The organism is Bradyrhizobium sp. WBOS07 (genome assembly GCF_024585165.1).
Classification (GTDB): domain Bacteria; phylum Pseudomonadota; class Alphaproteobacteria; order Rhizobiales; family Xanthobacteraceae; genus Bradyrhizobium; species Bradyrhizobium japonicum_B.
On record NZ_CP029008.1, the window covers coordinates 2,349,963 to 2,368,727 of the forward strand.

Here is an 18,765-nt window from a genome sequence, read left to right on the forward strand (position 1 = left end):
AGGTCGGGCACTTCGTGTAGGTTCGTTGCCAATTTGTTGCTGCCTGCAATTCGATTCTGGGGATTTCAGAATGCGCTATCTCACCCTCCTCGCCTCGCTGATGTGCATGGCGCTGTCGGTCAGTGCCGCGAAGGCTGACCGCCGCGTCGCCTTTGTCGTGGGCAACGGCTCCTACAAGAACGTCGCGCAATTGCCGAACCCGCCGATCGACGCCAAGGCGATGGCATCGACGCTGCGCAATGTCGGCTTCGAGGTGATCGAAGGCTCCAATCTCAGCCGCGACCAGATGACGGAGAAGCTGCTCGACTTCGGGCGCAAGGCGCAGGGCTCCGACATCGCGCTGTTCTATTATGCCGGCCACGGCATCGCCGTGAGTGGCACCAACTACCTGCTGCCCGTCGACGCCGACATCAAGTCGGAGATGGACGTCAAGTTGGGCGCGGCCATCAACATCGACCTGACGCTCGAGCAGACCATGGGCGATGCCAAGGTCAAGCTCGTCTTCCTCGATGCCTGCCGCGACAATCCGTTCGCCGCCAAGATCAAGTCGAACGCCGCGACCCGCAGCGTCAACGTGCAGAGCGGCCTTGCCGAGATGAAATCGGGTGAAGGTACGCTGATCGCGTTCGCCACCGGTCCCGGCCAGACCGCGCTCGACGGTCAGGAGGGCAACAACAGCCCGTTCACCCGTGCGCTGATCGACAACATCACCAGGCCCGGCGTCGAGATCCAGCAGGCCATGACGTCGGTGCGCGCCCAGGTCAATGAAGAGACCCGCAAGGGCCAGCTGCCCTGGGGCCACACCAACCTGACCGGCTCCGTCTATCTCAACCAGGCCCCCACCACCCAGGTCGCCAACGCCGCCCCGACCGCTTCGGGCATGTTGCCGGCTGCGACCGCCGGCTCGGACGGCGTCGAGCTCGAATACTGGCGCTCGGTGAAGGAATCGAACAAGCCGGAAGAGCTCAACGCCTATCTCACCGCCTATCCGAACGGTCAGTTCAAGGCGCTGGCGCTGGCACGTCTCGCCGCCATCAAGAGCGGCCCCTCGACCGCGACCCGCGCCCTCAACGCCGGCATCGATCCCGCAACCTTCACCGACGAGTCCACCCAAGTCACCGAGGACCAGATCGGCCTCGACAAGACCAAGCGCCGCGACGTGCAGCGTCGCCTGACGGCGCTCGGCTTCGACACCAAGCCGAGCGGCACGTTCGACGAGGAGACGCGCTCGGTGCTCAAGCGCTGGCAGACGGCGCGCGGCTATCCCTCGTCAGGCTACCTCAACAAGCTTCAGCACAAGGCTCTGCTCTCGGAGATCGTGGCTGCCCCGGCGACCGCGAGCGACACCAGCCAGAAGCCGGCCCGGCGCGCCGCCAGCGCCCCGGCTCAGGGCAGCGCGCCGGCGCCGGCCCCACAACGCAGCAGCCCCGGCGATGCCGCCGGTGCGGCCTTCGTCGGCGGTGTCGTCGGCGGCATGATGGGCGGCATGTTCCGCCGCTGAGGCGATACGACGACCTCAGAATGCAAAAGCCCGGCTCACGCCGGGCTTTTCGTTTGTAGTCCTCATGGTGAGGAGGCGTGAAGCGCCGTCTCGAACCATGAAGGCCTGGCTCTCGCAGCGGGGCTTCCCATCCTTCGAGACGCTTGCTGCGCAAGCTCCTCAGGATGAGGAGCCCCAGTGTGCGTGACGCGACTGCCTACTTCCCCGCCGCCTTGCGCAGCGCCTCGTTGATGCGATCCTGCCAGCCCGGGCCGCCCTCCTGGAAGAACTCCAGCACGTCCTGATCGATGCGCAGCGTGACCTGCTCCTTGATGCCGGGAACAGCCGTCTGCTTAGGCGGCGGCGCGGCGACCTTGGCCGTCACCTTCTTGAACGCGGCCTCTGCTTCCGTCCTGGCGTCGCCCAGGGTGCGCGGCCGCCTCGGTGGTTGCTCCGCCATGTCCTAGATTCCTTCAAACAAGGCCGTCGAAAGATACCGCTCGGAGAAGGACGGCACGATCGCCAGGATGGTCTTTCCGGCGGCGTCCGGCCGCTTGCCGATCTCAAGCGCGGCCGCAATCGCAGCTCCCGAGGAGATGCCGCCGGGAATGCCCTCGTGCCGCGCCAGCGCGCGCGAGGTCTCGATCGCGGTCGTCGAGTTGATCTTCACGATCTCGTCGATCACGGAACGATCGAGGATGTCGGGGACGAAGCCGGCACCGATGCCCTGGATCTTATGCGGGGTATGCTGTCCGCCCGACAACACCGGGCTCTCCTCCGGCTCGACCGCGACCACGCGAAGCGAGGCCTTGCGCGGCTTGAGCACCTGGCCGACGCCGGTGATGGTGCCGCCGGTGCCGACGCCGGCGACGAAAAAGTCGATGTTGCCGCCGGTGTCGTTCCAGATCTCCTCGGCGGTGGTGCGGCGGTGCACCTCGGGATTGGCGAGGTTCTTGAACTGCTGCGGCATCACCGCGTTCGGCGTCGTCTTCACCAGTTCCTCGGCGGCGGCGATCGCGCCCTTCATGCCCTGGGCCGCCGGCGTCAGCACCAGTTCGGCGCCGAGAAAAGCCAGCATCTTGCGCCGCTCGATCGACATCGATTCCGGCATCACCAGCTTGAGCCGGTAGCCGCGCGACGCCGCCACGAACGCGAGCGCGATGCCTGTATTGCCGGAGGTCGGCTCGATCAGCACGGTGTCGGGCTTGACGATGCCGGCCTTCTCCATCGCGATGATCATGGCGGCGCCGATGCGGTCCTTCACGCTTGCGGCAGGATTGAAATATTCAAGTTTTGCCAAAATGGTCGCATTCACGCCGTGCATGCCGGGCAGCCGGCGCAAGCGCACGATCGGCGTATTCCCGAAGGCCTCGACGATCGAGTCGTAGATCCGGCCGCGGCCGGCTTGGTGCGCTGCACCCGTGTTGGACGGTGCGTCCATGATGAACTCCCTGTGGCGACAATCTGCACATCTATCGCGGCATTGCGCAGTTACAGACAGCTTGCGGCGGCACGCAAGCGACAATGCGGCACATGTTAAATGCGCTGCATCGCAAAATCGCGTGAGCGGCGACGATCAGAAAACCAACGCATTTGTGTTGCGACCTCGTCAACCGCTTCTGCTTATGTTAGACTTATGTCTTAAAGCAGGGAGGTCACCACGATGTCAGCAATTGCTGAAGTGTTGTCGACCGTCGCGCCGAACCGCGATCCGCGTTGCAGCGAGTTGCCAACCTGTCCCGTTTGCGCCGACTCCATGGTCGCCGCCGAAGCCTCCGCCTACGTCTCGGACCAAATGATCAGCTATCTCTGGACCTGCGACAATTGCGGCTATGGCTTCGTGACCAAACATGCCGTGAAGCAACGCTTTGTGTGCAACTGAGCTAGCGTGGGGCGATATCGCCCCTCGCCCAGTCCTCGCGCGTACGCCGATAGAACTCCTCGAACGTTCCGCCTGCGATCGCGTCCCTGATGCCCTGCATCAGGAACTGGTAATAGGCAATGTTGATTTCGGACAGCAGCATCGCCCCCAGCGTCTCGCCCGCCTTGACGAGATGGTGCAGATAGGCGCGCGCGCAATTGCGCGTCGACGGCCATGAGCTCTCCTCGTCCAGCGGACGCGGATCGTCGGCGTGGCGTGCATTGCGCAAATTCACCTGGCCGAAACGCGTGAAGGCGACGCCGTGGCGGCCGTTGCGCGTCGGCATCACGCAGTCGAACATGTCGATGCCGCGCTTCACCGCTTCGAGGATGTCGTCGGGCGTGCCGACGCCCATCAGATAGCGCGGGCGCTCCTTCGGCAGCACCGGCGCGGTCTCGTCGATCATCGCCAGCATCACCTCCTGCGGCTCGCCGACGGCAAGGCCGCCGATCGCATAGCCATGGAAGCCGATCTCGACCAGGCCCTGGGCACTCGCGTGACGAAGCTGCGGGACATCGCCGCCCTGCACGATGCCGAACAGCATGTAGCCCTCGGGAGCGCGCTCGAAGGCGCGCTTGCTGCGCTCGGCCCAGCGCAGCGACAATTGCATCGCGCGCTCGATGTCGGCGTGTTCGGCCGGCAACCGCACGCACTCGTCCATCTGCATGGCGATGTCGGAGCCGAGCAGGCGCTGCACCTCGATCGAGCGCTCCGGTGACAGTTCGACCTTGGCACCGTCGATATGGGAGCGGAAGGTGACGGCGTTCTCGGTGACCTTGCGCAGGTCCGACAGCGACATCACCTGGAAGCCGCCAGAATCCGTCAGCATCGGCCCGTTCCAGCCGGTGAAACGCTGCAAGCCGCCGAGCGCCGCGATCCGCTCGGCGGTCGGGCGCAGCATCAGGTGATAGGTGTTGCCGAGCACAATGTCGGCACCGGCATCCCGCACCTCGCGCCAGTGCATGCCCTTCATGGCGCCGGCGGTGCCGACCGGCATGAAGGCCGGCGTCCGCACCACGCCATGGGGCGTGGTCAGGCGTCCGGTACGCGCGGCGCCATCGGTGGCGAGCAATTCAAAGTGATTGGGAAGGTCGTTGTCGGGATTCATGGCGGTGCTTATTGCGTGTCGGAGCACGTCGATCAACCCGCCCAGCCCGCGCAGCGGCCGGCCGGTGCCTCAGCCTGGGACACACTGGACGCGATTATTCCAGCCGGCAGCCTTGTTAAACAAAACGATACAGTATAGTTTTACTGTGGGGGTTGGACGAGGTGCCGCGGTGAGATTTGCCGGCGGCGCCAGATGTGTGATCGCCAGCCACCGACAATGCCTCTTCCTTCCTGTTCGACCGTCCTCTCCGGCCGCCCGCGCCACCGGATCAGGCCTACAACCGGCCGCTTGACCGCGGTCATGGTCCTGACGGGCAGCCTGGCGCTCGCCGCCTGCACCTCCCTGCCCCGCACACCCTACACGGCCGCCGAAGCCAGCACATCGCGCGTGCTCGATATCGATGGTCTCAGGCGCTACGCCGACGACCCCGTCACGAAATTCAGCTTCGACAAGGACACCAGCACGGCGACGAAGTCCTATCTGGCGCTTTCCGGCGGCGGCGCCGATGGCGCCTACGGCGTCGGCGTGCTCAACGGCTGGACCGCGGCCAGAACCCGCCCCACCTTCTCCGTCGTCTCCGGCGTCAGCACCGGCGGCCTGATCGCGCCGTTCGCGTTTCTCGGCCCGCACTACGACGACACGCTGAAGGAGGTCTACACCAGCGGCATCGCGGAGAGCCTGCTGAACGATCCCAGCATCATGCGCGTGCTGTTCGGATCCGGCCTGTTCGGCAACACGCGACTGCGCGAGCTGGTCGCGCGCTATGTCGGGCCGCAGATTCTGGCCCAGGTCGCGCGCGAGAACGCCAAGGGGCGAAAGCTGCTGATCGCGACGACCGACCTCGACACCCAGCGCACCGCGATCTGGGACATGGGCAAGATCGCCGCGGTCGGAACGCCCGAGGCGCTCAAGCTGTTCCGCGACGTGATGGCGGCCTCCGCCAGCATTCCCCTGGTGTTTCCACCGATCATGATCGACGCCGAGGGCCAGGGCCGCAAGTTTCAGGAGATGCATGTCGACGGGGGCGTGACCGCGCCGGTGCTGACGCTGCCGGAAGCCCTGCTGTTCCAGGGCAGTCGGCTGCCGGGCAGTGCGAAAATGGACATCTACATCCTCGTCAACAAGAAGATCGAACGCAATTTCGAGCTGGTTTCCAACGGCACCATCGACGTCGCCTCGCGCAGCCTGTCGGCGATCACCCAGTCGCAGACGCGCTCGATCATCTTCTCGACCTATGATTTCGCGCGGCGCAACCGTCTCGGCTTCCATCTCTCCTACATCGCGCGCGACTACCCCGCCCCGCCGTCCGAAGGGTTCGACACCGCCTATATGCGGGCGCTGTATCAGTACGGATACGAGAAGGCTGCATCCGGCCAGGCCTGGACCTCGACGCTGCCGTGAATCCGCGTGACGGAACGAGGCCGTGCTGAAACGGTTGACGATACGGCCAATTCGGCCAGATTGGCGATGACGTCCCGGCTACTGCGCGATATAGAGCGAATGACGAACGTCAGAAACGCGCAGGAATCATTGGGCATGGGATTGACTGCGACCAGGACGAGACCGGCAGCGCTGCGGCGCGAGGTGCCGAAATCCCGCGGTGGCCGGCCGACCAAGACCGCCGCCATCGAGCGCGACCAGCGCTTGATCGAGGTCGCCACCCGTCTGTTCCTCGATCGCGGTTTCGACGCGACCTCGCTCGACGCGGTCGCGGAAGCGGCCCGGGTCAGCAAGCCCACCGTCTATGCCCGCTACGGCGACAAGCGCGGCCTGTTTGCCGCCGTGCTGAGGCGCGAGATCGCACGCTGGCTTGCGCCGCTGTCGGCCGCGGCAGAGACCCAGTTGAGCAGTGCCGCCGACATCTCGGTCGAGCAGCGGCTGGTCGAGATCGGGCGGGAGATGCTCTCATTCACCTGCGGTCCCGACGCCGTCGCCTTCAGCCGCATGATGACGTCACAGGCCATCAACTTCCCCGACGTCGCCAAGCTCGGCAAGGAGGAAGGCTGGCTCAAGGCTGTCGCCACCACCGCGCGCTTCTTCGACCATCTGGTCGCGCAAGGCGCGCTCGACGTCGAGGACACCACCATTGCGGCCGAGGTGTTTCTCGACGTGGTGGTCGGCCACACCCACCGCATGGCGACCTTCGGAACGAGCCTCGATATGAAGGCCGCCGAAAAGCGCACGCGCGCCGCGATCAAGCTGTTCCTGGCCGGGGCGCTGGGGCCTGCCGATCGCGTCCGGGACGCCGCAAAAGGCCCGACGCGGCGCCGCTCGTCCCGCTGACGATTCCGTGAGCTCGCGCCCTGATCGCCGCAACGGCATTGACCAAACAAAACGATACGGTATTGTTTAGTTAAGTTGGTCCGGGCCGCCTTTCACAGCCCCAAGGAGGTTCGGACCGCTTCGATCGTCGCGGCAGGTACAGCCCGCCGCGGCGCTCCGCGGCCGGCCTTTGCCCGAGGCCGGCCGCGAATTCTTTACGTTCATCCGGCACTCTCGCAGGTCGAAGGTTTCGAACATGACGACAGCCAGACGACGGACCTTGCAACTGCTCGCGATCGCCTTGCCTGCGCTGCTCCTCGCCGCGCCGTTGCAGGCGACCGTGACCACGGGCACACCGACCGCACTTCACAGCGATACAGATGGCGATGCCGAGGCTGACCGCCAGGCCGTCAGCCGCGAGATCGAGCGCTTCCGCAGCTCGTCGATCTCGATCAGCCAGGCCATGGCGATCGCCGAAGCCCGCCACGCCGGCGCCACCACCGCGGATGTGAGTTTTGATGGCGGCTCCGGCGTCGCGGTGTACCGGGTGAAGACCCTGCACAACGACCGGATCTGGCGCCACACCATCAACGCTGCGACGGGCGAACTGGTGGGTGGGGAAGCTGCCCTGCCCCTCGCCGAGCTCGACCACGACGATCGCAACAACCTTGCGGCACTCGGTGCGATCAGGCACCGCCTCGCGGATGCCGTGCGCGTTGCCGAGCGCGCGGCCTCGGGCAAGGCGATCAGCGGTGGCCTCGTGCGCGAACGCGGCCGGCTCAATTTCGCGATCGTCGTGATCAGCGGCGACGATCTCAAGGAGGTCATCCTGGAGCCCCCGCGCGTCCGGGCCCGATAGCGACAGATTTTCCCCCGGTACCGACCGGGGGGAAAAGCCATTGACGGCGGCCGGACTCTCCCGCATAAGTCGCCGCCATGTTCACGACCACCAAACGCACGACCAAAACCACCACGGCCTCAGGGGCCCGGGGAGGCGTGCGCGCGTAGTCGTCGACTAAACGCATCAAGCTCTACCGAAGCCCCGCCCTCGTTGGTCCGGGGCTTTTTTGTTGTCTCATTCGCAAATCTCAATGGAGGACAAAGTGAGTAACGATCCCGTCGTCGCGATTGTCGGCGTCACCGGCGCGGTGGGCGCCGAATTCATCGCCACCATGGACAAGCGCGGCTTTCGCGTCGGCAAGCTCAAGGCGCTCGCCAGCGCCCGCTCGGCCGGCAGGACGGTGTCGTTCCGCGGCCAGAACGTCGTCATCGAGGAGCTGACCGAGCGGTCCTTCGAGGGCGTCGACATCGCCCTGTTCTCCGCCGGCGGCAGCATCTCCAAGAAGTATGCGCCGATCGCGGTCAAGGCGGGCGCGGTCGTGGTCGACAACTCCTCCGCTTTCCGCATGGACCCGAACGTGCCGCTGGTGATCCCCGAGATCAACGCGAACCGCATCCGCGACCACAAGGGCATCATTGCCAATCCGAACTGCGCGGCGATCACCGCGCTGGTGCCATTGTGGCCGATCCACCAGAAGAACCGCATCAAGCGCGTCATCATCTCGACCTACCAGGCCGCCTCGGGCGCCGGTGCCGCCGCGATGGAGGAGCTGGTCGAATCCACCCGCGCCAATCTCAACGGGCAGGTCTATACGCCGAAGGTGATGCCGCATCCCTACGCCTTCAACCTCTTCAACCACAACACGGCCGTCGACCCCGACACCGGCTACAACGACGAAGAGACCAAGGTCATCAAGGAGACCCGCAAGATCTTCGAGGACGACACCATCGCCGTCGGCGTCACCTGCGTGCGCGTGCCGGTGCTGCGCGCCCATTGCGAGGCCATCACCTTCGAATGCGAGAGGCCGATCAGCGAAGACCAGGTCCGCGCCATCATGGCGCAGGCGCCCGGCGTGAAGGTGGTCGACGACCGCGCGAAGAACTACTTCCCGATGCCGATCGACGCCTCGGGCCAGGACGACGTCCTGGTCGGCCGCATCCGCAAGGATCTCAGCGATCCCACTGGGCATTCGATCTCGATGTTCGTGGCGGCCGATCAGCTGCTCAAGGGCGCAGCGCTGAACGCCGTGCAGATCGCCGAGCTCCTGCCGCAGCGCGTGATGGCGTAGCAAGGTGCGTAGGGTGGGTTAGGCGAAGCCGTAACCCACCATTTTCAGGTGCAAACAAGGATGGTGGGTTACGCTGATCAGATGCGCTTCGCGCCTCTGATCAGCTAACCCACCCTACTTCTTTTCCTGAAACAGCAGACACGCATCGCCGTACGAGTAGAACCGGTACCCGTTCGCAATGGCGTGCGCATACGCCTGCTTCATCGTCTCGAGCCCGGAGAATGCCGACACCAGCATGAACAGGGTCGACTTCGGCAGGTGGAAATTGGTCATCAGGACATCGACGGCGCGGAAGCGATAGCCGGGCGTGATGAAGATCGCGGTCTCGGCCGCGAAGGGCTGGATCGTGCCGTCCTCGCGGGCTGCGCTCTCGAGCAGGCGCAATGACGTGGTGCCGACGGCGATGATGCGGCCGCCATTTTTTCGAGCACTGTTGAGGCGGTCCGCGGTCTCGGCCGAGATCGTGCCCCACTCGGCGTGCATCTTGTGGGCCTCGGTGTCGTCGACCTTCACCGGCAGGAACGTCCCTGCCCCGACATGCAGCGTCACCTGGTTGATGCCGACCCCGCGCGCGCGCAGCGCCTGCTCCAGCGCCGGGGTGAAATGCAGCCCGGCGGTGGGCGCCGCAACCGCGCCTTCGTTCACCGCGAACATGGTCTGGTAGTCGGCGAGGTCCTGATCGTCGGGCGTGCGCTTGGAGGCGATGTAGGGCGGCAGTGGCGGGCTGCCGAGATCGGCGATGGCCTGGTCCAGCGCCGGGCCGTGGAACGAGAACGACAACGTGACCTCGCCCGCGGCGCCCTTGGCCTCGACCTCGGCGTCGAGATGGCCGAGCAGGCAGACCTTGCCTTCATTGCCGAAGCGAATGCGGTCGCCGGCGACGAGCTTCTTGGCGGGCTTCACCAGCGCCTGCCAGCGCGAGCCGTCGAGCCGCTTGATCAGCGTCGCCTCGATTCTGGGCTCGGTCTCGCGGCCGATGCGGCGGCCCTTCAGCTGCGCCGCGATCACCTTGGTGTCGTTGACGACGATCTGGTCGCCCGCCTTCAGCCATGACGGCAGGTCGGCGACGGTCTGGTCGCGCAGCGCGCCGTTCTCGACGACCAGCATCTTGGCGGAGTCGCGCGGGTTCGCCGGGCGCAAGGCGATGCGCTCGGCGGGCAGATCGAAGTCGAACAGATCGGTGCGCATGTGAGATTCAGCGCCGTACCTCACTCCTCATCCTGAGGAGCGCGGAACGCGCGTCTCGAAGGATGAAGGCCCCGCTGCAGCAGCTCGGCCTCCATGGTTCGAGACGGCGCTACGCGCCTCCTCACCATGAGGGGATGGACTTACTCCTTGTCGGCGGCCATCCGCGCCTTGACGATCTTGTCGGGGTTCTGCACGGGCTCGCCGCGCTTGATCTTGTCGACATTCTCCATGCCCTCGGTGACCTTGCCCCAGACCGTGTACTGGTTGTCGAGGAAGCGTGCGTCGTCGAAGCAGATGAAGAACTGGCTGTCGCCGGAATCGGGATTGGCAGCGCGCGCCATCGAGGCGGTGCCGCGCACATGCGGCTCCTTGTTGAACTCGGCCTTCAGCTTCTTGCCGGAGCCGCCGGTGCCGGTGCCCTGCGGGCAGCCGGTCTGCGCCATGAAGCCCTCGATCACGCGGTGGAACACGATGCCATCGTAGAAGCCTTCGCGGACCAGCTCCTTGATGCGCGCGACATGGCCGGGCGCGAGGTCGGGGCGCATCTCGATGGTGACGGGGCCCTGCGTGGTCTCGAGGATCAGGGTGTTTTCGGTGACGCTCATGCTCGTCTCTCTTGCGTTGTGGGTGAAGTCTTGTCAGGTGACGTCTTGCGGCTGCGGAACTGGATCGCGAATGGACGTCCCGCTGCGGCGCCGGCCATTGCTTCGGTAAATGGCATCGGCGTGCAGCGTTGCAACGCCTCCATCACCGCGATCCGGTATTGCAGCCGGTCATTGTCGGAGGCCTCCGCGGACTCATAGGTGATCCTCGGATGGCCCAGAATGTCGCCGGACCGGTTAAAGCTCACGACGACGGTGATGTCGAGTGGCCGGGCCTTGGTGACGGGCGGCGGTCTCCAGCAGGTGCGCAAGTGCCGGAACACGTCCTGGATGGTATCGACCTGCCTCCCCTCGGCAGCCGTGCCCGAGGTGCCGAGCAGCAGCATCGCGGCAACCAGCAGGAGCTTGTCGCCACAACGCGCCATCGCCGCCTCTTATTTGATGTCGGAGGCGACCTGCACCTTCACCATCTTGTCGGGATCGGTCACCGCGCCGCCGGCGGAGCCGGGAGGAGCCTTCTTCAGCTTGTCGACGACGTCCATGCCCTGCACGACCTCGCCGATCACGGTGTACTGGCCATCGAGGCTGCCGCCGTCGGCGAACATGATGAAGAACTGCGAGTTGGCGCTGTCGACGCTGTCGCCGCGCCGGGCCATGCCGACGATGCCGCGGGCAAAATGCACCTTGGAGAATTCCTGCTTCAGGTTCGGATATTTCGACCCGCCGGTACCGTTGAAGTTCTGGCCGTCGCCGGTCTGCGCCATGAAGCCGTCCATGACGCGATGGAACGGCACGTTGTTGTAGTAGCCTTCGCGCGCGAGCTGCTTGATGCGCTCGGCGTGCTGGGGCGCGATGTCGTTGCGCAGCTTGATGACGATGCGGCCCTTGGTGCTGTCGATGACGATGGCGTTGGCCTTGTCGAGGTTGGCCGGCAATTGCTGCGCCAGCGCCGGCACCGCGAACAGAAGCGCGGCAAGGACTGCGAGAATTCGGATCATGACAACTCCGGATCAGAGGGAAGAGGAAGCGCGCCGTTATCCGGCGAATTTGGCCTTGAGCTGGGCCGCGACAACCGGCGGGACGAAGGCCGAGACGTCGCCGCCCATGCCGGCGATCTGGCGCACCAAAGTGGCGGTGATCGGGCGGACCATCGGCGAGGCCGGCAGGAACACCGTGTGCACCTCCGGCGCCATCGCCTCGTTCATGCCGGCGAGCTGCATCTCGTAGTCGAGGTCGCTGCCGTCCCGCAGGCCCCGAATCATGATGGTCGCGCCGTGCTTGCGCGCCGACGTCACCGACAGGTCGTCAAACGTCACGGCTTCGAGCACGCAGCCGGCCTTGGCCGCCACCGGCCCGCAGACGTCATGGAGCATCTTCAGCCGCTCCTCGGTCGAGAACAGCGGCTTCTTGCCGGGATGGACCCCGATCGCGACCACGAGCTTGTCGCAGAGCGACACGCTGTGCCGGACCACGTCCAGATGGCCGTTGGTGATGGGGTCGAAGGAACCCGGATAAAAGGCGATACGCGGCATGCCCCCTCCTACCGCGCCCGGCCCGGCCCGGCAAGCGGGCCGGTTCCCCGGCCGCTTCCGGCGATATCCGGCCGGCTGTGTCGGCAATGGCCGGTTTGTTTCGTCCTGAGCGCGGTCACGAAACAAAAGGGTGCAGCCACGAAACCATTTCCCACGCCAGGCGAAGACGTCCGGAAACTGGCCATGGTTACTAATCCGGCCAACGAATGACGGGCCGCACACTGGGCGTAGGCGGCCGCATCACAGGGGACTGTCAATGATCAAGGCTCTTTCAGCGATCACGCTTTCTGCGTTTGTTGCCGCAGCCCTCACGCTCCTGCCCGGCTTTGCCCCGGCGGTCGAAGCCAGCGTCCCGCAGCCGCTGGCGAAGAGCGACCGGCTCGATATCCGCGCCATCGGCAAGGACTGCTCGCAGCAGGCCTGGCCGAACTTCGAGGCCTCCTGCCTGCGCAAGGCCGGCACCAAGGCGACGATCCGCGAAGCGCGCCTCGTGACCGCCAATCGCACGCCGTAGGCGGGCCTGCCAAGCCCGCGAATGATGAGCGGCGAACAGCGAATGGAGCAGCAAGTCTTGGCCGCTGCTCCCTATTCGCCGTTCGTCCCGTTCCCGCTCTCCGCCTCTTCCGTGATGTGCTCGACCGAGACGACGTGCTCGTCCTCGGCGGTGTCGAACACGATGACGCCTTGCGTCGAGCGGCCGGCGATGCGGATGCCTTCGACCGGGCAGCGGATCAGCTGGCCCTTGTCGGTCACCAGCATGATCTGATCGGCGTCCTCGACCGGGAACGAGGCGACGAGGTTGCCGTTCCGGTTGTTGACGCTCATGGCGACGATGCCTTTGCCGCCGCGCCCGGTGGTGCGGTATTCGTAGGACGAGGTCCGCTTGCCGTAGCCGTTGACCGACACGGTGAGCACGACCTGCTCCTGCGCCGACATCTCGACATAGCGCTCCTGCGGGAGCTGGAAGCTGCCCGAGGTCTCCTCGGCCTCGGTATCCCCTGGTGCCTCCTCCGTGGCGGCTTCGCCGGCGACCGCGCGGCGCATCTTCAGATACGCCGAGCGCTCGTCCGAGGTGGCGTCGACGTGGCGCAGGATCGCCAGCGAGATCACCTTGTCGGAACCGGCGAGCGCGATGCCGCGCACGCCCATCGAGGTGCGCCCGGTGAACACGCGCACGTCGGTGACGGGGAAGCGGATGCACTGGCCGCCGGCGGCGGTCAGCAGCACGTCGTCGCGCTCGGTGCAGATCTGCACGTCGACAATCGCCTCGTCGTCGTCGAGCTTCATCGCGATGATGCCGGAGCGGCGGACGTCGACGAAATCCGACAGCTTGTTGCGCCGGACGTTGCCGCCCGTCGTGGCGAACATCACGTCGAGGTTGCCCCAGGTCGATTCATCCTCCGGCAGCGGCATGATGGTGGTGATGCGCTCACCCTGCTCCAGCGGCAGGATGTTGATCAGCGCCTTGCCGCGCCCGTTCGGCGCGGCCACCGGCAGACGCCAGACCTTCTCCTTGTAGACCTGGCCGCGGGAGGAGAAGAACAGCACCGGCGTATGGGTCGACGCCACAAAGAGCCGGCTGACGAAGTCCTCGTCGCGGGTCTGCATGCCGGAGCGGCCCTTGCCGCCGCGGCGCTGGGCGCGGTAGGCCGACAGCGGCACGCGCTTGACGTAGCCGGCATGCGAGACGGTGACGACCATGTCCTCGCGCTGGATCAGGTCCTCGTCCTCGACCTCGCCCTCCTGCTCGATGATGAGTGTGCGGCGCGGCGTGGCGAACTCGGCCTTCACTTCGGCGAGCTCGGTCTTGATGATGCCGAGCACGCGTTCGCGCGAGCGCAGGATGTCGAGATAGTCGGCGATCTCGCCGGCGAGCTTGTCGAGCTCGTCGCGGATTTCGTCGCGGCCGAGGGCGGTCAGGCGCTGAAGCCGCAGGTCGAGAATGGCCCTCGCCTGTTCCATCGACAGCCGGATCGTGCCATCCGCGCTGATGCGATGGCGCGGATCGTCGATCAGCGTCAGCATGTCCTCGACGTCCCGGGCCGGCCAGTCGCGCGACATCAGGGTGTCGCGGGCGGTGGTCGGGTCGGGCGAGCTTCGGATCACGCGGATCATCTCGTCGATATTGGCGACGGCGATCGCGAGACCGACGAGGATATGGGCGCGATCGCGCGCCTTGGCCAGCAGGTACTTGGTGCGCCGCGTGACGACCCGCTCGCGGAAGTCGACGAAGATCGTCAGCAGGTCCTTCAGATGCATGATCCGCGGACGGCCGCTGTCGAGCGCCACCATGTTGACGCCGAAGCTGGTCTGCAGCGGCGTGAACCGGTAGAGCTGGTTCAGCACCACATCCGGAACGGCGTCACGCTTCAGCTCGATGACGACGCGGTAGCCTTCACGGTCCGATTCATCGCGCAGGTCGCCGATGCCCTCGATCTTCTTTTCCTTGACCAGCTCGGCGATGCGCTCGACCATCGTCGCCTTGTTCACCTGGTAGGGAATCTCGGTGATGATGATCGCCTCGCGCTCCTTGCGGATGGTCTCGATCGCGACCTTGCCGCGCATCACGATCGAGCCGCGGCCGAGGTGATAGGCGGAGCGGATGCCCTGCCGCCCGAGAATGACGCCGCCGGTCGGGAAATCCGGTCCCGGCACGATGTTGATGAGCTCGTCGATGGTGAGCGCGGGGTTGTCGATCAGCGCGACGCAGGCGTCGATGACCTCGCCGAGATTGTGCGGCGGGATGTTGGTCGCCATGCCGACCGCGATGCCGCCCGCACCGTTGACGAGAAGGTTCGGGAACTTGGCCGGCAGGACCGACGGTTCGGTCTCGTTGTTGTCGTAGTTGGGCTGGAAGTCGACGGTGTCCTTGTCGATGTCGGTCAACAGGGCCAGCGCCGCCTTCGTCAGGCGCGCTTCGGTGTAACGATAGGCGGCCGCGGGATCGCCGTCGACCGAGCCGAAATTGCCCTGGCCGTCGATCAGCGGCACGCGCATCGAGAAGTCCTGCGCCATCCGGACCATGGCGTCGTAGATCGACTGGTCGCCGTGCGGGTGGTACTTACCGATGACGTCGCCGACCACGCGGGCGGATTTGACGTACTTCTTGTCGGGTGTGTGCCCCTGCTCGTTCATCGAGTACAGGATGCGGCGGTGCACCGGCTTCAGACCGTCGCGGGCATCAGGCAGCGCCCGCGCCACGATCACGCTCATGGCGTAGTCGAGGTAGGACTTCTTCATCTCCTCGAAGATGGAGACGGGGCGAATGTCCGAGGGTTGCGCCGGCTGGTCGCCGGGCTTGTTGTCGTCGTCAGCCAAGGGGGAATCCGGTGAGTTTTTGTCTGGGAATCATATAGCGCATCGCACCCCTGATAACCACCCTTGGCGGCGGCTCGGAAGCGCTTTTTCCGCTTATTTTTCCAATGACTTACGGCGTTGCACGGCACGCCTGGAAGCAAGCTGGAACAGGTCGTCCAGAATCGCCCCTGCCAACACGGACCCCCCCGCGGCGAGCGCCCATCCGTCTGCTTTGCCGAGCGCGGGCCGAGTTCAACCCGAACATGAAGCGGGCCCGGAAATCCCGAGCCCTTTCTGTCAATTAGTAAGGTTTGCTGACACGACGTGCAAAGGCGCGCCGAGACCCGCCAGCGCCGCCTCGTCCGATCCGTTCTCAGAACGGGATATCGTCGTCCATGTCGCTGTTGCGGCTGCCGCCACCGGCGGCAACCGGACGGCGCGGCGCGCTGCTGACGGGGCCGGAAGAGCCGAAATCGCCGCCCGGCTCGTCACCGAAGCTGCCGCCTCCGCCGCCGCCACCGCGGCCGTCGAGCATCGTCAGCGTCGAGTTGAAGCCCTGCAGCACGACCTCGGTCGAATACTTCTCGACACCACTCTGATCGGTGTATTTGCGGGTCTGCAGCGCACCTTCGATGTAAACCTTGGCGCCCTTCTTCAGATACTGTTCGACGATCTTGCAAAGCGGCTCCGAGAAGATCACGACGCGATGCCACTCGGTCTTTTCCTTGCGCTCGCCGGTGTTCTTGTCGCGCCAGGTTTCCGATGTCGCGATGCTCAAATTCGCAATCGGCCGCCCGTCCTGGGTGCGGCGAATTTCAGGATCCTTGCCGAGATTTCCAACCAGAATGACCTTGTTGACGCTTCCCGCCATCGCCGCTCTCCACTCCGAATGCCACTGATTTCAAAGGCCGAGCGCGCTGCCCGCGTTCCTCTGCGCCCTGTTGAGGCGACCCTATACGCTTGCGGGCACCGCTCAGCCCGTCACCCCCAAGGTTATCCCCATATATAGCATCGACCTTCGCTATGTTCCAGATTTGTTCTTTCCTTACGGCGCACCGAAACAGAACCTGGGATTCATCCCGCCGGCGCCGAGGAATGTTCCGCCACGGGAACCGGGCGAGGTTCCCGGAAACAGGCAAAACCGCTTAACATTGAGCAAGTTGCGGCCCCTTTTGGGCACCGGCAAGTGTGGCATTTGAGAGACGGACTCGGTGCCGTCTTGGGACTACGATCGCCCTGTAATTGAATGATAAGGGCGTCGCGCCTGATCCGCTGCTTCGGGGACTGCGAGAAGCGGCGAACACTGGGGAGACTGCAATGAACAAGATTCTGATTGGTGCCATCGGTGCAGTGACATTGAGCCTGTCGGCTCCCGCCAGCGCGGCGGATCTCGCCGCGCGCCCCTACACCAAGGCCCCGGCGCCGATGGTCGCCGCCATCTACGACTGGAGCGGCTTCTACGTCGGCATCAACGGCGGCGGCGGCAGCAGCCGTAAGTGCTGGGATTTCGTCACCCCGGGGACCGGCGTCCTGGTTGGCGAAGGCTGTCACAGCGCGACCGGCGGCACGGTCGGCGGCCAGGTCGGTTATCGCTGGCAGTCGACCAATTGGGTGTTCGGCCTCGAAGGCCAGGGCAACTGGGCCGACTTCTCCGGCGACAACATCAGCACGGTGCTCGTGGGCACGGGCCTGCGCAATCGCTCGAAGATCGACGCCTTCGGTCTGATCACCGGCCAGGTCGGCTACGCCTGGAATAACGTGCTGCTCTACGTGAAAGGCGGCGGCGCCGTCGTCAGCGACCGCTATCGGAGCTACGATCTCGTCACCGGCCTCGAGTTTGACCGGGCGAACGAGACCCGTTGGGGCGGCGTCGTGGGCGCAGGAATCGAGTTTGGATTTGCGCCGAACTGGACGGTGGGCTTCGAGTACGACCACATCTTCCTCGGCAACCGCACGATGACTTTCACCGGCTCGGGCAACCTGCTGGCGGCCCCGCTTGGCGCCGTTACACGCTCCGATCGTATCAGCCAGGACGTCGATATCGGCCTGATCCGGGTGAACTACCGCTGGGGCGGGCCGCTGATCGCCAGATACTGATATCTCTCTGACATTGTTCGATGATTGAAGGCCGGCCTTGCGCCGGCCTTTGTCATTCGGGAGGTCGGATCCGCAGGCGCAATGAGTCAGTAACCATCACCTTTTCAACCACTGTGGCTTTACGGAGACACAACTTGCGGCTTCAGTGGTGTAAGCACTGCTTCAGTTGGGCCGTTGAGTCCGCTGCCCTTCCGTCAAGGAAGGCAACAATAGAAACTGGGACTGGGATTAAGTTGAAAATGAAGAAAGTTCTGTTGGCTTCGGCCTGTTTGTTCGCTCTGGCGGCCCCCGCTTCGGCTGCTGATCTCGCGGCTCGCCCCTACACCAAGGCGCCGGTCGCTCCGCTGGCTTCGGTCTACAACTGGACCGGCTTCTACCTCGGTATCGTCGGTGGCGGCGCCTGGGAAGCCTCGTCGGGCGACCCGAAGATGCAGGGCGGTTTCGTCGGCGGCACCGCCGGCTACAACTGGCAGACCGGCAACGTGGTGTTCGGCCTCGAGGCCGATGCCGCCTGGGCTGACGTCAGCGCCTCGGCAGCTGGCACGGTTTTCGTCGCCGGCGTCGGTGGCGTCCCCGCCTCGCTGACCTCCAAGACCGACGCCATGGGCACCGTGCGCGGCCGCATCGGCTGGGCCATCAACAACGTGCTGCTCTACGGCACCGGTGGTTACGCCTGGATCGACAACAAGCTCACCGCCACCCTGGGCGGCCTCTCGGCCTCCGACAGCAAGTTCCACTCCGGCTGGACTGTCGGCGCGGGTGTCGAGGCGTTCTTCGCACCGCAATGGTCGGTCAAGGGCGAGTATCTCTATCGCAGCCTCGACGGCGAGACCTACTTCTCGGGCACCGTTCCCACCGGCACGCTCAACCTCCACACCGTGCAGGTCGGCGTGAACTATCACTTCGGCGCCCCGGTGGTTGCGAAGTACTAAGCGACACTTCAACGCCTCAGCGTTACGAAAGGCCGGCCTCGCGCCGGCCTTTTTGTTTTGGAGGATACGCGCCGGATCAGTGCAGCGCCTGCTGCCAGATGCCGCCAGCGCGCCAACATTCCGTTGACGATTCGCAACTCCCTCTGGAAATCCGTCTCCGTTCTTCCTACGTTCGCTGACAACCCCATCGGCGCCGATCCCGGTTCCGGACGAAGCG

Annotated in this window: 19 protein-coding genes; 9 read left to right on the plus strand and 10 right to left on the minus strand. The window is 65.2% G+C overall.

Annotated elements, in window-relative coordinates; genetic code table 11:
* The first annotated feature begins 70 nt into the window (after nucleotides 1-70).
* Nucleotides 71-1,501 (plus strand): caspase family protein, encoded by a 1,431-nt coding sequence (locus tag DCM79_RS11070; protein ID WP_257179868.1) that lies wholly within the window; start codon nucleotides 71-73, stop codon nucleotides 1,499-1,501.
* A 196-nt stretch (nucleotides 1,502-1,697) separates the two neighbouring features.
* Here the strand turns inward: DCM79_RS11070 and DCM79_RS11075 are convergent, their stop codons facing one another.
* Both DCM79_RS11075 and cysK read right to left on the minus strand, forming a co-directional pair.
* A complete protein-coding gene (locus DCM79_RS11075) occupies nucleotides 1,698-1,940 on the minus strand; it encodes a BrnA antitoxin family protein (protein WP_257179869.1) in 243 nt (80 codons plus the stop codon).
* 3 nt (nucleotides 1,941-1,943) lie between these two features.
* Entirely contained in the window at nucleotides 1,944-2,921 is a 978-nt protein-coding gene (gene cysK / locus DCM79_RS11080; protein WP_257179870.1) for a cysteine synthase A, read from the minus strand.
* A gap of 222 nt (nucleotides 2,922-3,143) precedes the next feature.
* Here cysK and DCM79_RS11085 point away from each other — a divergent pair, with 222 nt between their 5' ends.
* Entirely contained in the window at nucleotides 3,144-3,362 is a 219-nt protein-coding gene (locus DCM79_RS11085; protein WP_028136289.1) for a hypothetical protein, read from the plus strand.
* A 1-nt stretch (nucleotide 3,363) separates the two neighbouring features.
* On the opposite strand, the gene tgt is transcribed toward DCM79_RS11085, so the two are convergent.
* Nucleotides 3,364-4,509 (minus strand): tRNA guanosine(34) transglycosylase Tgt, encoded by a 1,146-nt coding sequence (tgt, locus tag DCM79_RS11090; protein ID WP_257179871.1) that lies wholly within the window; start codon nucleotides 4,507-4,509, stop codon nucleotides 3,364-3,366.
* A 300-nt stretch (nucleotides 4,510-4,809) separates the two neighbouring features.
* Between tgt and DCM79_RS11095 the strand changes: the two genes are divergently transcribed.
* The 4 genes from DCM79_RS11095 to DCM79_RS11110 all read left to right on the plus strand — a co-directional run bounded on the left by DCM79_RS11095 (nucleotide 4,810) and on the right by DCM79_RS11110 (nucleotide 8,900).
* Nucleotides 4,810-5,910 (plus strand): patatin-like phospholipase family protein, encoded by a 1,101-nt coding sequence (locus DCM79_RS11095; protein WP_257179872.1) that lies wholly within the window; start codon nucleotides 4,810-4,812, stop codon nucleotides 5,908-5,910.
* 135 nt (nucleotides 5,911-6,045) lie between these two features.
* Nucleotides 6,046-6,792 carry a TetR/AcrR family transcriptional regulator gene (locus DCM79_RS11100; RefSeq protein ID WP_257179873.1) on the plus strand — a complete coding sequence of 249 codons (747 nt, stop codon included), beginning with the start codon at nucleotides 6,046-6,048 and terminating at the stop codon, nucleotides 6,790-6,792.
* 235 nt (nucleotides 6,793-7,027) lie between these two features.
* Nucleotides 7,028-7,630 (plus strand): PepSY domain-containing protein, encoded by a 603-nt coding sequence (locus tag DCM79_RS11105; protein ID WP_257179874.1) that lies wholly within the window; start codon nucleotides 7,028-7,030, stop codon nucleotides 7,628-7,630.
* 232 nt (nucleotides 7,631-7,862) lie between these two features.
* Nucleotides 7,863-8,900 carry an aspartate-semialdehyde dehydrogenase gene (locus tag DCM79_RS11110; protein WP_257179875.1) on the plus strand — a complete coding sequence of 346 codons (1,038 nt, stop codon included), beginning with the start codon at nucleotides 7,863-7,865 and terminating at the stop codon, nucleotides 8,898-8,900.
* A gap of 114 nt (nucleotides 8,901-9,014) precedes the next feature.
* On the opposite strand, the gene queA is transcribed toward DCM79_RS11110, so the two are convergent.
* The 5 genes from queA to coaD form a co-directional block, all read right to left on the minus strand.
* Nucleotides 9,015-10,088 carry a tRNA preQ1(34) S-adenosylmethionine ribosyltransferase-isomerase QueA gene (gene queA, locus DCM79_RS11115; RefSeq protein WP_257179876.1) on the minus strand — a complete coding sequence of 358 codons (1,074 nt, stop codon included), beginning with the start codon at nucleotides 10,086-10,088 and terminating at the stop codon, nucleotides 9,015-9,017.
* A 140-nt stretch (nucleotides 10,089-10,228) separates the two neighbouring features.
* Nucleotides 10,229-10,693, minus strand: a complete 465-nt coding sequence (locus DCM79_RS11120; RefSeq protein WP_126257534.1) for a peptidylprolyl isomerase — start codon at nucleotides 10,691-10,693, stop codon at nucleotides 10,229-10,231.
* Nucleotides 10,690-11,115, minus strand: coding sequence for a hypothetical protein (locus tag DCM79_RS11125; RefSeq protein ID WP_257179877.1), 426 nt, complete (start codon nucleotides 11,113-11,115; stop codon nucleotides 10,690-10,692). The genes DCM79_RS11120 and DCM79_RS11125 overlap by 4 nt, the downstream gene beginning before the upstream one ends.
* Before the next feature lie 9 nt (nucleotides 11,116-11,124).
* Nucleotides 11,125-11,688, minus strand: coding sequence for a peptidylprolyl isomerase (locus tag DCM79_RS11130; RefSeq protein ID WP_257179878.1), 564 nt, complete (start codon nucleotides 11,686-11,688; stop codon nucleotides 11,125-11,127).
* A 36-nt stretch (nucleotides 11,689-11,724) separates the two neighbouring features.
* Nucleotides 11,725-12,222: a pantetheine-phosphate adenylyltransferase gene (gene coaD, locus DCM79_RS11135; RefSeq protein ID WP_028136279.1), complete on the minus strand. Its 498-nt coding sequence runs from the start codon at nucleotides 12,220-12,222 to the stop codon at nucleotides 11,725-11,727.
* A 256-nt stretch (nucleotides 12,223-12,478) separates the two neighbouring features.
* On the opposite strand from coaD, the gene DCM79_RS11140 reads away from it, so the two are divergent.
* A complete protein-coding gene (locus tag DCM79_RS11140) occupies nucleotides 12,479-12,736 on the plus strand; it encodes a hypothetical protein (RefSeq protein ID WP_257179879.1) in 258 nt (85 codons plus the stop codon).
* 71 nt (nucleotides 12,737-12,807) lie between these two features.
* On the opposite strand, the gene gyrA is transcribed toward DCM79_RS11140, so the two are convergent.
* Both gyrA and DCM79_RS11150 read right to left on the minus strand, forming a co-directional pair.
* Nucleotides 12,808-15,540, minus strand: a complete 2,733-nt coding sequence (gene gyrA / locus DCM79_RS11145) for a DNA gyrase subunit A (RefSeq protein ID WP_257179880.1) — start codon at nucleotides 15,538-15,540, stop codon at nucleotides 12,808-12,810.
* Nucleotides 15,541-15,892: 352 nt separating this feature from the next.
* Entirely contained in the window at nucleotides 15,893-16,390 is a 498-nt protein-coding gene (locus DCM79_RS11150; RefSeq protein WP_257179881.1) for a single-stranded DNA-binding protein, read from the minus strand.
* Between the two features lie 446 nt (nucleotides 16,391-16,836).
* Between DCM79_RS11150 and DCM79_RS11155 the strand changes: the two genes are divergently transcribed.
* Nucleotides 16,837-17,616: an outer membrane protein gene (locus tag DCM79_RS11155; protein ID WP_257179882.1), complete on the plus strand. Its 780-nt coding sequence runs from the start codon at nucleotides 16,837-16,839 to the stop codon at nucleotides 17,614-17,616.
* Between the two features lie 239 nt (nucleotides 17,617-17,855).
* Nucleotides 17,856-18,548 carry an outer membrane protein gene (locus DCM79_RS11160; protein ID WP_257179883.1) on the plus strand — a complete coding sequence of 231 codons (693 nt, stop codon included), beginning with the start codon at nucleotides 17,856-17,858 and terminating at the stop codon, nucleotides 18,546-18,548.
* The last annotated feature ends 217 nt before the right edge of the window (nucleotides 18,549-18,765 follow it).